Origin of the sequence: Bradyrhizobium sp. BLXBL-01 (assembly GCF_051853025.1) — a bacterium.
Classification (GTDB): Bacteria; Pseudomonadota; Alphaproteobacteria; order Rhizobiales; family Xanthobacteraceae; genus Bradyrhizobium.
In genome coordinates this window covers 816,632-829,437 of the sequence record NZ_CP182471.1, presented here as the reverse complement: position 1 = coordinate 829,437, position 12,806 = coordinate 816,632, and the positions used below count along the sequence as shown (strand labels likewise).

Below are 12,806 nucleotides of genomic sequence, written 5' to 3'. Positions count from 1 at the left end.
CCGAAACTAGCGCGCCTGCCGTCACGTCTTACCCGCTTCTATCCATCGCCTCTTTGACAAGCTCGTCGGCGGCCTCGGCCAAAAGCTCGTCTGCAGCTTCGCCATAAACTGACTCGCGGCCGATTTCCAGCATCACGGGCACCGCGAGTGGGGAGACGCGATCGAGTTCCCGGTGCGTGATACGGCCCTGGATGCGCATCAGCATGTCGCTGAGGCGGCGCAAATCGAGCAGGCCGGTGGCGGCATCGGCGCGCGCGGCGCGGAGCAGGACGTGATCGGCCTGGTGCTTGCGCAGCACGTCGTAGACGAGATCGGTCGAGAACAGCACCTGGCGGCGGCTCTTCTCTTCGCCGGTGTGGCGACGCGCGATCAGGCCGGAGATGATCGCGCAATTGCGGAAGGTGCGCTTCATCAGCGCGGATTCGGCGAGCCAGGCTTCGAGATCATCGCCGAGCATGTCAGGGTCGAACAGCGCGTTGAGGTCGATCCGGCCCTGACGGATCATGAAAGAGAGATCGCCGAGCCCCCAGATCGCCACGGCATATTCGTTGGCGACGAAGCCGAGCGGCCGCGCACGGACGCGCTCCAGCCGCCGCGTCAGCAGCATGCCGAGGGTCTGATGCGCGAGACGTCCCTCGAAGGGATAACAGACGAGATAATGCTTGTTGGCACGCGGAAAGCTCTCGACCAGCAGCTCGCGGACCGCCGGCACTCTGCTGACATCCTTCTGCAGCGACAGCCAGTCGCGCACCTGCTCCGGCAAGCCGCCCCAGGCGCGGCCGTCGTCGAGAAGGCGGCGCACGCGCTCAGCGAGATAGGTCGAGAGCGGAAACTTGCCGCCCATGTAGGACGGCACCTTGGGGTCCTTGTCGTGCGCGCGCGAGACATAGACCTGGTCCTCGACCAGGGTCTCGTAGCGCACCACCTCGCCCGAGAACACGAAGGTGTCGCCGGGCGAGAGGCCCTCGATGAAGGCCTCCTCGATCTCGCCGAGCAGCCGGCCGCCGCGCGCGATCACGCCCGTGGATCCTGTCCCGCCGCCGCGCGAGCGCACCAGCCGCACCTTCAGCATGTCGTCCTCGACGATGGTGCCGACATTCATGCGGTAGCTCTGCCGCACTTTTGGATTGGCGACGCGCCAGCGTCCCTCCTTGTCCTGCTTGATGCGGGCGAAGCGCTCATAGGTCTTCAGCGCGTAACCGCCGGAGGCAACGAAATCGACGACATCGTCGAAATCCTGCCGCGACAGACTTGCGTAGGGCGCTGCGGTGCGGACCTCGCCATAGAGCTCGTCGCTGAAAAACGGCTCGCCGCAGGCGCAGCCGAGCACATGCTGGGCCAGCACGTCGAGGGCGCCCGTGCGCAAGGGCGGCGTGTCCTGCGCATTCTCGGCGATGGCGTCGATCGCGACGCGGCACTCCAACACTTCGAAACGGTTGGCCGGCACCAGCACGGCGCGCGAAGCTTCGTCGAGGCGATGGTTGGCGCGGCCGATGCGCTGCATCAGGCGCGAGGAGCCTTTTGGCGCGCCGATATTGACGACGAGATCGACGTCGCCCCAGTCGACGCCGAGGTCGAGCGAGGAGGTGCAGACCACGCCGCGCAGCCGGCCCGCCGACATGGCGTCCTCGACCTTGCGGCGCTGGGCGACGTCGAGCGAGCCGTGATGCAGCGCAATGGCAAGACCGTCATCGTTCATGCTCCAGAGATTCTGGAACAGCATCTCGGCCTGGCTGCGCGTGTTGACGAAGACCAGCGTGGTCTTGTTGGCCTTGATCAGCTCGTAGATTTCAGGAAGCGCGTGGCGCGCGCTGTGGCCGGCCCAGGGCAGCCGCTCGCGCGTGTCGAGCATTTCGACCACGGGCGGCGCGGCACCGCCGGCGACGACGATGTCGGCTGTTCGCTCCTTGCCGTCGGGCTGCGGCACCAGGAAGCGCGCCAGCTGCTCCGGCTCGGCCACGGTTGCCGACAGGCCGATCGCGCGCATCTGCGGGGCGAGGCGCCACAATCGCGCGAGCCCGAGCGAGAGCAGATCGCCGCGCTTGGACGTGACCAGCGCGTGCAGCTCATCGAGCACGATGCGCTTCAGGGCAGAAAACAGGAACGGTGCGTCGTCGGAGGAGAGCAGCAACGCGAGCTGCTCGGGCGTCGTCAGCAACACATCAGGCGGATAGCGCCGCTGCCGCTGGCGGCGCGAGACCGGCGTATCGCCGGTGCGGGTCTCGACCTTGATCGGCAGGCCCATCTCGGCGACGGGACGCTCGAGGTTGCGCGCGATGTCGACGGCGAGCGCCTTGAGTGGCGAAATATAAAGGGTATGCAGGCCGCCGCTGCGCTGCACGCTGCGGCCGGTGGAGACGAGGCTCTTCTTCGCGCCCGCGTCTCGCGTCACCGGCTGCGCCGACAGCTCCACCAGCGTCGGCAGAAATCCGGCCAGCGTCTTGCCGGCACCGGTCGGTGCGATCAGCAGGGCCGAGCGGTCCTCGCGCGCCTTCTCCAGCAGTGCCAATTGATGCACGCGCGGCGACCAGCCGCGAGCTGCGAACCAGGCCTGGAAGCGATCCGGCAGCAGCGCGGCCGGCTCGGCCGATGTTTGGAGGATACGGGGCGGCACGGCATGACAGGTAAGCCGTAGGGATGGCTTCGTCGAGGGGGGCCGCCCTCCCCGCCTGCACGAGGAGGGCCCGAGGTCTACGCCCCGGCCGGCACCTGATCGAGAAATCCGGTCACGCTCCTGATCCGGCCGTCCTTGAGCACGGCGAAATCCGTGCCCTTGATCGGGCTGTCGACGCCGTCAGGACCAAGTCCCCACGAGAAGCGGATGTGGTCGCCGTAGCCATTGGGCTCGCCGATCAGCTTGAATTTGAAATCGGGAAAGCGCTGCTGCACGCCTGATATCAGCGCCTCGATGCCGTCCTGGCCGTCGCCCTTCATGAGGGGATCGACATAGCTCGCATCCGTCGTCCAGCTTTCGCTCAGAAGCTCGCGGCGGCGGCCAGCAGTGCGCTCGTTCCAGAGCTCGATGTAGCGGCGGGCGATGGTGACGGGATCGGTCATGATGCTCTCCTTCGATGGCGCCGTGTTGTCCGGCTGACCGTGACTATCGAAGGTTCACGCGCATTGATCGATTACCTCGGAGGTCATCAACGCGCGTGAAGTTTTCGCAAGAATTACTTCGCTGCCGTCACCATGATCTCGACGGTGTATTGCGGGGCCGCCAGCTCGGCTTCGACGGTGGCGCGCGCAGGCGTATTGCCGGGCGAGACCCAGGCGTCCCACACCGCGTTCATCTCGCCGAAGGTCTTCATGTCGGTGATGTAGATCGTGGCCGAGAGCAGCTTCGACTTGTCGGTGCCGGCCTTGGCAAGGTGGCCGTCGATCGTCTTCAGGATGTCCTGGGTCTGCTTGGTCACGCTTTCACCGGCCGCGTTATTGGCGACAACGCCAGCGAGGTAGACGGTGTTGCCGTGCACGACGACCTGGCTCATGCGCGGGCCGGTTTCAAAACGCTGAATGCTCATTGGGGATCTCCTGACTGGAATGGCGGCCCTGTCTAGCCCAGCGATTTGCACTGTGCCACCCCCGGTACGCATGCGTTGCCTGCCACGCATGCGTTGGCCGGCAATGCATGCGCCGTTCACGGAAACCGACTGAAGAAGGTCCAGATCGTTTCGGCACCGTCGATGTCGCCATTTTGCGATCCGAGCAGGCTCCTGGCCACTTTTGGGAAGCGGGCATCCGGAGCGAAGCCTGGCATGCGGTGGCCGCCGTGGTTGATGCGATAGAGGACGACGTCGTGCCCCGCCGGACAGCGCGAGCCGATCCGCGTCACTGTGGACTGGTCTGCCGGCGCCGTGTCGGGCATGTCGGACATCCCGGCGTCGTCGGTCTCGCAGCCATTCAGCCTGCGCCAGAACGCCAGCGTTTCGTCCGTCGACCAGAATCCGTCTGCAGCAAAATAGCTCGATCCGCGCCCGCCTTCATAAGGGACCAGCGGGTCGGCGGTCCCGTTCATGAGCAGCATCGGCAGCGGCCGCGACGGATGACAGGTGACGGCAGCTTCATCGGTGAGATTCATGATCACACTCGCAGCTGCCGCAAACAGATCGGCACGCGCGCAGGCCAAGGTCATCGCCATGGCGCCGCCATTGGAGACGCCGGCGACGAAGACGCGCTTTGCATCGGCCGTGCCGTCGGCCACCAGCTTCTCGACGAGCTTTGCGATGAAGGCGACGTCATCGGTGCCCGCCGGTGGTCCGCGCAGGGCAGGCCCCGCCTTCGTGCGCGCGTCCGCCCATGCGTTGTTGAGCCCGTCCGGAAACACCACGGCCAGGCCCTCGCGCCTGGCAACCTGCGGCCAGGCCGTCCGCGTCACCATGTCGGCACCGCGCTGGGTCTTGCCGTGCAGCACGATCACGAGCGGTGCGGGCCGCTTGGCCGGCAGCTGCGCGGTGTAGGAGCGCTTCACCCCGTTGACGTCGATCGTGTCGGCGGATGCAGCTGAAGCTGCCGCCAATGCAGTGATCAGCGTCCCGATGTGCATCCACCGCCGCACCACCTAGCCCACCGCCTTGGCGGCGGCCCGGCCTGCATTGCGGCCTGAGAACAGGCAGCCGCCCAGGAAAGTCCCCTCCAGCGATCGATAACCATGCACGCCTCCGCCGCCAAAGCCGGCGGCTTCGCCGACGGCGTAGAGACCGGGAATGACGCGGCCCTCGTCGCCGAACACACGGGAGTCGAGATCGGTCTCGAAACCGCCCAACGTCTTGCGGGTGAGGATGTTGAGCTTCACGGCGATCAGCGGCCCATGTGCGGGATCGAGGATGCGGTGCGGGGAAGCGGTGCGGATCAGCTTGTCGCCGATATAGCGGCGCGCATTGTGGATGTTCATGACCTGCGCGTCCTTGACGTAGGGATTGGCGATCTCGCGGTCGCGCGCCTCGATCTGCATCCTGATGTGCTCGAGCTTGAGGAGATCGCTGCGGGCGAGCTTGTTCATGGCCGCAACGAGCTCATCGAGCTTGTCGCGGACAATGAAGTCGACACCATGGCTCTTGAACGCCTCCACCGGCGCCGGCGCTCCCTTGTTGGTGGCGCGGCGAAGTGTCATACGCCAGCTCTTGCCGGTCAGATCGGGGTTCTGCTCCGAGCCCGACAGCGCAAACTCCTTCTTGATGATGCTCTGGGTCAGGATGAACCAGGAATAATCGTAGCCGGTCGACATGATGTATTTGAGCTGGCCGAGCGTGTCGGAGCCCGGGAACAGCGGCGCCGGCAGCCGCGTGCCTGTAGCGTCGAACCACATCGAGGAGGGACCCGGCAGGATGCGGATGCCGTGGCGCGGCCAGATCGGGTTCCAGTTCTGGATGCCCTCGACGTAATGCCACATGCGGTCGCGGTTGATCAGCCGCGCGCCGGCCTTTTCCGTGATACCGATCATGCGGCCGTCGACATGCTCGGGCACGCCGGAGATCATGAATTTCGGGGGCTCGCCGAGCCGCTCCGGCCAGTTCTGCCGCACCAGCTCGTGGTTGCCGCCGATGCCGCCGGAGGCAACGATCACGGCCTGCGCCTTCAGCGCGAAGTCGCCGACCACGTTGCGCGAGGAGCTCTTGCCGCGCTCTGCATTATCAGGCGCAAGAACGACACCGCTGACGCCGTCCACCGTGCCATTGGTGATGGAGAGCGCATCGACGCGATGGCGGAATCTGAAGATCAATCGGCCAGACTTCATCGCCTCGCGCGCGCGGCGCTCGAACGGCTCGACGATCCCTGGGCCGGTGCCCCAGGTGACGTGGAAGCGCGGCACCGAATTGCCGTGTCCCATCGCGTCATAGCCGCCGCGCTCGGCCCAGCCGACCACGGGAAAGAAGCGATGGCCCATCGCACGCAGCCAGCCGCGCTTCTCGCCGGCCGCGAAGGCCACATAGGCTTCAGCCCATTGGCGCGGCCAGAAATCCTCGTCGCGGTCGAAGCCGGCGGTGCCGAGCCAGTCCTGCATGGCAAGTTCGTAGGAATCCTTGATGCCGAGCCGGCGCTGCTCCGGCGAATCCACCAGGAACAATCCGCCGAACGACCAGAACGCCTGGCCGCCGAGCGACTGCTCGCCTTCCTGGTCGACGACCATCACGCGCTTGCCCGCATCGGCGATCTCGGTGGCGGCAACGAGGCCCGACAGTCCCGCGCCGACGACGATGACGTCGGTTTCCTCAGCCATGTGCTTCCCCCTCCATGAGTTCCTCCCTGTAATTGCCCGGATTGAAGCCAGCGGTTGCAACTGAGATCAAGGGTATGGCGCGTAACACCTCGTTAACTTGTTCCACTTTGGGATAGAGACCGGCCGGGTGCAGCGCGGACGCAACACTGGATTTGAATTTGTTTTGGGCCAGCAGGCCTGCCTAGACAAAACCTTGGTTACGACAGACGCTAGCCGTGCATCACCACCGGACACGCAGATTCGAATTCGACTGGGGCGGGGGACAATGAAGTTTCTGACGGGGTTGCTTGCGGCGGTTCTCTTGATCGCGGGCATGGGGGCTTCTCACGCGGTGGTTCGGATCGCGGATGACCGCGGCGGCCGGATTGGAACCTACGTCGACAAATACCAGGACCTCAGGCAATCGGGCGAGACGGTCATCATCGACGGCCTCTGCGCCTCGGCCTGCACGATCGTTCTCGGTGCCATCCCGCACGACCGGATCTGCGTGACCTCGCACGCAACGCTCGGCTTCCACGCCGCCTGGGATTTCGGCGCCAACGGCCGCGCCGTCACCAATCCCGAAGCAACCCAGATGCTCTATGCGATGTATCCCTCGCAGGTGAGGCGCTGGATCGGCCAGCGGGGCGGCCTGACCCCGCGGATGCTGTTCCTGAGGGGCAAGCAGCTCGAGGCCATGTACAAACCCTGCTACCTGGACGCGCAGGCTTCGACGGCCAAGCCGTCGCGCCGGTCGCTTCCGCAGGCGGAGCAACTTGAGTCTGCTCGGGGCCAGCTCCTTCACTGACCTCCGCAGCCTGACGGCCCCCTGTGGCGCTGGCGGCGGCGTCTTGCCTGCTGGCGGCGCCTTGCCTGCTGGCGGCGTCTTGCCCGCAGGGGGCGTAAAGCCTATCTGAAAGCCAGGGAACCGGGGCCTTCGTCCCGATCGTTGTCATGGCTCAACCGCTGCACCCATCACATCGGCTATCGGACAATTCGCCCACTGCCGGGCGGATGCCATCCGTGCTGCTGTGGGCTGGCGCGGCTATCGGCGGTCTCGCCGTGATCGGCGCGCTGGCGCTCTGGTTCCATTATGGCAGCCAGGTGTTCTTCGAAATGATCAGGACCGGCTTCGCCGCCTGCTTCTGACCTGCGACAGGAAGTTTTCCGCCCATGAGCTCCGCCACCCGCCCGCTGGTGATCGCGACCGCCTTCGCCGCAAGCCTCGTCGTCGGGCTCCTGATCATGTTCTGGGCCATGGGCGGGGTCAGCAAGGTGGCGCAGCCGGCCGCGATCGGCGGCCCGTTTCAGCTGACCGACCAGAACGGCAAGGCGGTCACCGACAAGAGCCTGAAGGGCAAGCCGACCCTGATCTTCTTTGGCTACACCCATTGCCCCGACGTCTGCCCGACCTCGCTGTTCGAGATCTCGGAAGTGCTGCGCGCGCTCGGCAAGGACGCCGACAAGGTCAATGCCATCTTCATCTCGGTCGATCCCGAGCGCGACACGCCGGCAACGATGAGGGATTACCTGTCGAGCTTCGATCCGCATCTCCAGGGCCTGTCCGGCGACCCCGCCGAGACCGCCAAGGTGATCACCTCCTACCGGGTCTATGCCAAGAAGGTCCCGACCAAGGACGGCGACTACACCATGGACCACACCGCGCTGATCTACCTGATGGACCGCGACGGCAGGTTCGTCTCGCCGTTCAATTTGAAGCGGACGCCGGAAGAGGCGGCGGTTGATTTGAAGCGCTATCTCTGAGCCTCACCCTGGCCACAATCGGCGCTCGCGTTCCCGGACGGATGGTCTATAAGGCCCTCCGATCCCGACGAAATTCATTCCTTCGGCCGATGGCTCCATCGCAACAGGCGAAATCGTTCAAATCTGTCCGTGGCTTGCTAACAGGGCTGGCGGCCGGCCTTTGTCTGCTCGGCGGCCTCACCGCGGCGAGCGCGCAAGCCCCCGCCAAGCGACCGCCTGCGGCACCTCAGGCCACGCCGCAAACCGCACCCCAAGCCGCACCCCAAGCCGCCCCGCAGGCCGTGCCCGGGTTCTGGGACCCGCGCCGGCGGCCGGAGCGGCCGGACCTGTCGCGCCTGACCGTGATCCGCTTCCTGACCGAGACCGACTATCCGCCGTTCAACTTTACCGGCGCCGACGGCAATCCGGCCGGCTTCAACGTCGACTTTGCCCGCGCGCTCTGCGAGGAGATCAAGGTCACCTGCACGGTGCAGATGCGGCGGTTCGAGACGTTGGTGGACGCGCTCACCTCCAACCGGGGCGATGCCATCATCGCCTCCATGGCGGTGAGCCCGCAGCTGCGCGCGCGCGTCGACTTCACCGATCCCTATTACCGCGTGCCGGCGCGCTTCGTCTCGCGCAAGGATGCGGTGATGCCGGAGATCCGCCCCGAATATCTCGAAGGCAAGAAGGTCGGCGTCATCGCCGGCTCCGCGCACGAGGCGTACCTGAAGGCGATGTTCACCGACGCCGAGCTTCGTGCCTATTCCAGTGACGATGCGATGCGCGCAGCTCTGCGCAAGGGCGAGGTCGACTTCATCTTCGGCGACGCCATCTCGCTGGCGTTTTGGATCAACGGCACGGATTCGGCCGATTGCTGCGCCTTCTCCGGCGGTCCCTTCGTCGAGAGCCGTTTCTTCGGCGAGGGCATCGGCATCGCCGTGCGCAAGGGCAACGACGTGCTGCGCCAGGCCCTGAACTGGGCGATGTTCCGGATCTGGGAAAAAGGCCGCTATACCGATCTCTGGCTGCGCTATTTCTCGGTCAGTCCGTTCTGATCTTTCGCCTCTCCGCGCCTGCGGCATGGAGTGGGGACGATCGCGGATATCCGCACGCGCTTCTCACGCCCGTTCACCACGCCTGAAAATCCCGGTCCCGCCCGCCAGCGAATTCCGCTATTGAGGGACGCGGCAATCGTTCCGTCCTTTCCGCGAGCATTCCGCGTTCGTCGATCCATCTCGCCGGTGCGCAGGTTCAATGCAGCTCTACCTCCCGATCGCCGATCTTCCGGTCAACGTCTTCCTGGTGCTCGCCATGGGCGCGGCGGTCGGCTTCGTTTCCGGCATGTTCGGCATCGGCGGCGGCTTCCTGATGACGCCGCTCCTGATCTTCATCGGCATCACGCCGGCGGTCGCGGTGGCCTCGGTAGCGAGCCACATCGCGGCCTCCTCCTTTTCCGGCGCCCTCTCCTATTGGCGGCGGCGCGCGATCGATCCGGCGCTGGCGAGCGTCTTGTTGTGCGGCGGCGTGACCGGCACGACGCTCGGCGTCTGGACCTTCACCCAGCTGCGCGCGCACGGCCAGCTCGACCTGATGATCGCGCTCTCCTACGTCGTGCTGCTCACCACGGTCGGCAGCCTGATGTTCTCGGAAGGATTGCGCGCCTTGATGCGGACCCGGCGCGGCGCGGTGCCGCCGCGGCGCACGCACAACTGGATCCACGGCTTGCCGCTGAAGATGCGGTTCAAGCGCTCGAAAATCTACCTCTCGGTGATCCCCGTGCTGATCGTCGGCACCATGATCGGTTTCATCGGCGCCATCATGGGTATCGGCGGCGGCTTCATCCTGGTGCCGATCATGATCTATCTTTTGAGGGTGCCGACCTCGACGGTGATCGGGACCTCGATGGTCCTCACCCTCGTCACCATGCTGTTCGCGACCATGCTGCACGCGGCGACCAATCACCTGGTCGATGCCGTGCTGGCGCTGATCCTGATGGTCGGCGGCGTCACAGGCGCGCAGTTCGGCGCCCGTGCCGGTCAGAAGATCCGCGGCGAGCAGCTGCGGCTGCTGCTGGGCTTGCTCATCCTCTCGGTCGGCGTCCGCTTCGCGATCGAGCTGGTGATCCAGCCCTCGGATCTTTTCACCATCCGTGAGCTCGGAGTGAGCGGATGAAGCGCACACTTCTCGCCATCGTCCTTGTCCTGCTGCTCGGCGGCGCTGCGCGGGCCGAGCGGCTGATCGTGTCGGTCTCGAACCACCGCGTCACGGTGACGCCGAACTATTCCGGCGAGGAGCTGGTGCTGTTCGGCTCGGTGGAGAAGGATGCGACGACGCCGGCGGACCGCACGGCCTACGATCTCGTCGTCACCGTGATGGGCCCGCGCGCCGAGATGGTGACGCGGCGGAAGGAGCGCACCTTCGGCATTTGGATCAACACCGACTACCGGCAGTTCCTGCAGGTGCCGAGCTATCTGGCACTGTTCGCCAACCGCCCGTTCGACGCTATCACCTCGCCCGAGATCGCGCGGCGGCAGCAGATCGGGCTCAACAACGTGCTGCTGACCCAGCGGGTCAGCGGTGACTTTGCCGACGTGGTGCCGAACGATGCGTTCCGCTCGGCCTTCATTCGCCTGCGCACCCAGCGCGGGCTTTATCGCGAAGACGGAAGCGCGGTGACGTTCCTGACCCCGACGCTGTTCCGTACCGGCATTCCGCTGCCCGCGGAGGTGCCGATCGGCACCTATGAGGTCGAGATCAAGCTGTTCGCGAACGGTGCGTTCATCGGCAAGACCGAGACCGCGTTCGAGATCGTCAAGGTCGGCTTCGAGCAGTTCGTCGCCACCACCGCACGGCAGAACGGCCTGATCTACGGCCTCGCCACCGTGGCGATGGCGCTGATGACGGGGTGGATGGCCTCGATCGTGTTCAGGAAGGACTAGGCCGTGTGCTCGTAAGAGGAATGTCCCGAGGGCCGAACGGAAATTCTTGAACCGCCAGCGCGTTACTGCTTGTGACCCCGGAGCGGACATTTTCGGAGTCACCTGCCGGCGCATGGGTTTGCATCCCGCGCAAAATTTCTCCGGAACCATTTCCATTCCGAACCATCCGATGGGGAGCACGGCAAATACCGACAAGGCCGCCCGGCACGCAGTGTGCGCACGGCCGCGGTTTCGACGGGACGATGCTGGTGCCGCAATGCCTCACGAAACCCCGTAAGGAGGTACCCATGGCAAGGGCTCGTTCGACTTCCATCAGCAGACGAAGCGTGGTCGCAGGCCTGGCGCTGACAGCCGCCCCCGTGGCCTTGGCTGGAGCCAATCAGGCGCATGCGCAGGCCCAGCAAACCGCTCCGGATCAAAGTCTGTATGAACGACTTGGCGGCGTTTTCGCCATTGCAGCGGTCGTGGATCACTTCAGCGACGCGGTCGTAAAGAACCCCATCGTCGGCCAGAAGTCCAAAAATCCGCAGTTGAGGGAATGGCACACCAAGAATCTGAAACGCTTGCCTGGCCTCAAGTTCATGCGAACACTTTGGGTCTGTGACGTTTCGGGCGGGCCGTTCCAGTTCAAGGCCACCAGGCCGGGGACGACGCCCCTTGGCCTTGAGGAGGCGCACCGGGCCTTGCTGATCTCTCCGGCGGAATTCGACGAGGTCGCAGCTGAACTCGGACGGACACTTGACTTCGCCAAGGTCCCGAAGCGCGAGAAGACCGAAGTACTGGCTGCGTTCGCCAGCCACAAAGATGAGGTCACCGCCGGTTACGTATCGAAAGCCAAGCGCGGTTGAAGCATCGCTATGAGGTCGTGATCAACGGCGTTCATCGGCAAGGCCGAGACGGCGAGCGCAGCGAAGCAATCCAGAGTCCCTCCGCGGAAAGATTCTGGGTTGCTTCGCTGCGCTCGCAACGACGATGTTGAGATAGCGGGGCCTCTATCTCGCTCACGACTTCGCCTTCGCCGGCCGCGTCACCAGGTAGATGCCGAGCGCGACCGGAATGATGCCGAGCAGGTCGCGCGCCTCGATGTGCTCGCCGAGCACGAGGAACGCGAACAGCATGCCGAGCGGCGGCATCAGAAAATGATAGGCGCTGGCGGCGGTGGCGCCACACGTCTTCAGGAGATGAAACCAGAGCCAGGAGGCGAGGATCGAGCCGCCGAGCACGAGGAAGGCGAAGGCGCCGATCAGGCCCGGCGTATAGTCGATGGCGTGGACATCGGCGAAAATCAGCGCGACTGGCGTCAGCGCGATGCTGGCAGCGAGGTTCTGCACGCCGTTGCCGATCCACAACGACCCCTTCGGCGCGAGTAGCTTGAACAGGATGGTCCCGGCGACGATGGAGGCGAGCGAGGCCAGCGTGAAGACGATCCCGTCCAGGCTGTCGGCGCCGACCGACAGGCGATGCCAGACGATTGCCGTCACACCGATGACCCCGAGCAAGAGGCCGCTCGCCTTGCGCCAGGTCATGCCTTCGCCGAGCAGCAGCGCGGCGAGCGCCGCCGTGAACACCGGATTGGCCGACACGATCAGGCCGCCAAGGCCTGCGGAGACCGATTGCAGGCCGGTGTAGCCGAGCCCGAGATAGAGAGCGTTGTTGGCGATGCCCAGCACTGCGAAGACCGCGGCGTCACGCCAGGTCAATGACCAGCCGTCGCCGCGGGCGAGCGTGGCGCCCAGGATCAGGATGCCGGCGAGCGAGAAGCGCGCGGCGAGCAGGATCAGCGGCGGGCAATGGGTGACGCCGATCTTGCCGGCGACGAAGGCGTAGCTCCAGAGCAGGCAGAACAGGCCGATCGCGAGCGGCAATGTGTTGAAGCGGCTGCGCTGGGCGGGAAGCGAGGTGGCGAGCGACATGAGGGCATTCTC

13 protein-coding genes are annotated in these 12,806 nt (G+C 65.5%); 7 read left to right on the top strand and 6 right to left on the bottom strand.

All coding sequences use genetic code 11. The features are described from left to right. Positions 1-28 precede the first annotated feature (28 nt). The 5 genes from ACNJYA_RS03885 to ACNJYA_RS03865 all read right to left on the bottom strand — a co-directional run bounded on the left by ACNJYA_RS03885 (position 29) and on the right by ACNJYA_RS03865 (position 6,217). Positions 29-2,614, bottom strand: a complete 2,586-nt coding sequence (locus ACNJYA_RS03885; protein ID WP_439365458.1) for a ligase-associated DNA damage response DEXH box helicase — start codon at positions 2,612-2,614, stop codon at positions 29-31. Positions 2,615-2,691: 77 nt separating this feature from the next. After that, positions 2,692-3,057: a nuclear transport factor 2 family protein gene (locus ACNJYA_RS03880; protein ID WP_172786680.1), complete on the bottom strand. Its 366-nt coding sequence runs from the start codon at positions 3,055-3,057 to the stop codon at positions 2,692-2,694. 113 nt (positions 3,058-3,170) lie between these two features. Further along, complete coding sequence (locus ACNJYA_RS03875) at positions 3,171-3,521, bottom strand: RidA family protein (RefSeq protein WP_439365457.1); 351 nt, start codon at positions 3,519-3,521, stop codon at positions 3,171-3,173. A 116-nt stretch (positions 3,522-3,637) separates the two neighbouring features. Further along, positions 3,638-4,543: an alpha/beta hydrolase family esterase gene (locus ACNJYA_RS03870; RefSeq protein WP_439365456.1), complete on the bottom strand. Its 906-nt coding sequence runs from the start codon at positions 4,541-4,543 to the stop codon at positions 3,638-3,640. A gap of 15 nt (positions 4,544-4,558) precedes the next feature. Next, positions 4,559-6,217, bottom strand: coding sequence for an FAD-binding dehydrogenase (locus tag ACNJYA_RS03865; RefSeq protein WP_439365455.1), 1,659 nt, complete (start codon positions 6,215-6,217; stop codon positions 4,559-4,561). A 265-nt stretch (positions 6,218-6,482) separates the two neighbouring features. On the opposite strand from ACNJYA_RS03865, the gene ACNJYA_RS03860 reads away from it, so the two are divergent. The 7 genes from ACNJYA_RS03860 (at position 6,483) to ACNJYA_RS03830 (ending at position 11,729) form a co-directional block, all read left to right on the top strand. Further along, a complete protein-coding gene (locus ACNJYA_RS03860) occupies positions 6,483-7,004 on the top strand; it encodes a hypothetical protein (protein ID WP_172786677.1) in 522 nt (173 codons plus the stop codon). Between the two features lie 215 nt (positions 7,005-7,219). Beyond that, the gene (locus tag ACNJYA_RS03855) at positions 7,220-7,345 is read left to right on the top strand and encodes a hypothetical protein (RefSeq protein ID WP_257187543.1); all 126 of its coding nucleotides are present in this window, start codon (positions 7,220-7,222) and stop codon (positions 7,343-7,345) included. A 24-nt stretch (positions 7,346-7,369) separates the two neighbouring features. Then, positions 7,370-7,960 (top strand): SCO family protein, encoded by a 591-nt coding sequence (locus ACNJYA_RS03850; protein ID WP_439365454.1) that lies wholly within the window; start codon positions 7,370-7,372, stop codon positions 7,958-7,960. A gap of 89 nt (positions 7,961-8,049) precedes the next feature. Continuing rightward, entirely contained in the window at positions 8,050-8,997 is a 948-nt protein-coding gene (locus ACNJYA_RS03845) for a transporter substrate-binding domain-containing protein (protein ID WP_439402073.1), read from the top strand. A gap of 199 nt (positions 8,998-9,196) precedes the next feature. Then, positions 9,197-10,114, top strand: a complete 918-nt coding sequence (locus ACNJYA_RS03840; RefSeq protein ID WP_172786673.1) for a sulfite exporter TauE/SafE family protein — start codon at positions 9,197-9,199, stop codon at positions 10,112-10,114. Then, on the top strand, positions 10,111-10,881 hold the full coding sequence (locus tag ACNJYA_RS03835; RefSeq protein ID WP_439402072.1) for a TIGR02186 family protein: 771 nt from the start codon (positions 10,111-10,113) through the stop codon (positions 10,879-10,881). Before ACNJYA_RS03840 ends, ACNJYA_RS03835 begins: the two co-directional genes overlap by 4 nt. A gap of 287 nt (positions 10,882-11,168) precedes the next feature. Further along, complete coding sequence (locus tag ACNJYA_RS03830) at positions 11,169-11,729, top strand: group I truncated hemoglobin (RefSeq protein WP_260381814.1); 561 nt, start codon at positions 11,169-11,171, stop codon at positions 11,727-11,729. Between the two features lie 153 nt (positions 11,730-11,882). Here the strand turns inward: ACNJYA_RS03830 and ACNJYA_RS03825 are convergent, their stop codons facing one another. Beyond that, positions 11,883-12,794, bottom strand: coding sequence for a DMT family transporter (locus tag ACNJYA_RS03825; protein WP_439402071.1), 912 nt, complete (start codon positions 12,792-12,794; stop codon positions 11,883-11,885). Positions 12,795-12,806: the final 12 nt, after the last annotated feature.

Bases quoted from the DNA above. Each gene is read 5' to 3' on its own strand.
- ACNJYA_RS03880 (WP_172786680.1), bottom strand. From the start codon at position 3,057: ATGACCGATCCCGTCACCATCGCCCGCCGCTACATCGAGCTCTGGAAC.
- ACNJYA_RS03875 (WP_439365457.1), bottom strand. From the start codon at position 3,521: ATGAGCATTCAGCGTTTTGAAACCGGCCCGCGCATGAGCCAGGTCGTC.
- ACNJYA_RS03870 (WP_439365456.1), bottom strand. From the start codon at position 4,543: ATGCACATCGGGACGCTGATCACTGCATTGGCGGCAGCTTCAGCTGCA.
- ACNJYA_RS03865 (WP_439365455.1), bottom strand. From the start codon at position 6,217: ATGGCTGAGGAAACCGACGTCATCGTCGTCGGCGCGGGACTGTCGGGC.
- ACNJYA_RS03860 (WP_172786677.1), top strand. From the start codon at position 6,483: ATGAAGTTTCTGACGGGGTTGCTTGCGGCGGTTCTCTTGATCGCGGGC.
- ACNJYA_RS03850 (WP_439365454.1), top strand. From the start codon at position 7,370: ATGAGCTCCGCCACCCGCCCGCTGGTGATCGCGACCGCCTTCGCCGCA.
- ACNJYA_RS03845 (WP_439402073.1), top strand. From the start codon at position 8,050: ATGGCTCCATCGCAACAGGCGAAATCGTTCAAATCTGTCCGTGGCTTG.
- ACNJYA_RS03840 (WP_172786673.1), top strand. From the start codon at position 9,197: ATGCAGCTCTACCTCCCGATCGCCGATCTTCCGGTCAACGTCTTCCTG.
- ACNJYA_RS03835 (WP_439402072.1), top strand. From the start codon at position 10,111: ATGAAGCGCACACTTCTCGCCATCGTCCTTGTCCTGCTGCTCGGCGGC.
- ACNJYA_RS03830 (WP_260381814.1), top strand. From the start codon at position 11,169: ATGGCAAGGGCTCGTTCGACTTCCATCAGCAGACGAAGCGTGGTCGCA.
- ACNJYA_RS03825 (WP_439402071.1), bottom strand. From the start codon at position 12,794: ATGTCGCTCGCCACCTCGCTTCCCGCCCAGCGCAGCCGCTTCAACACA.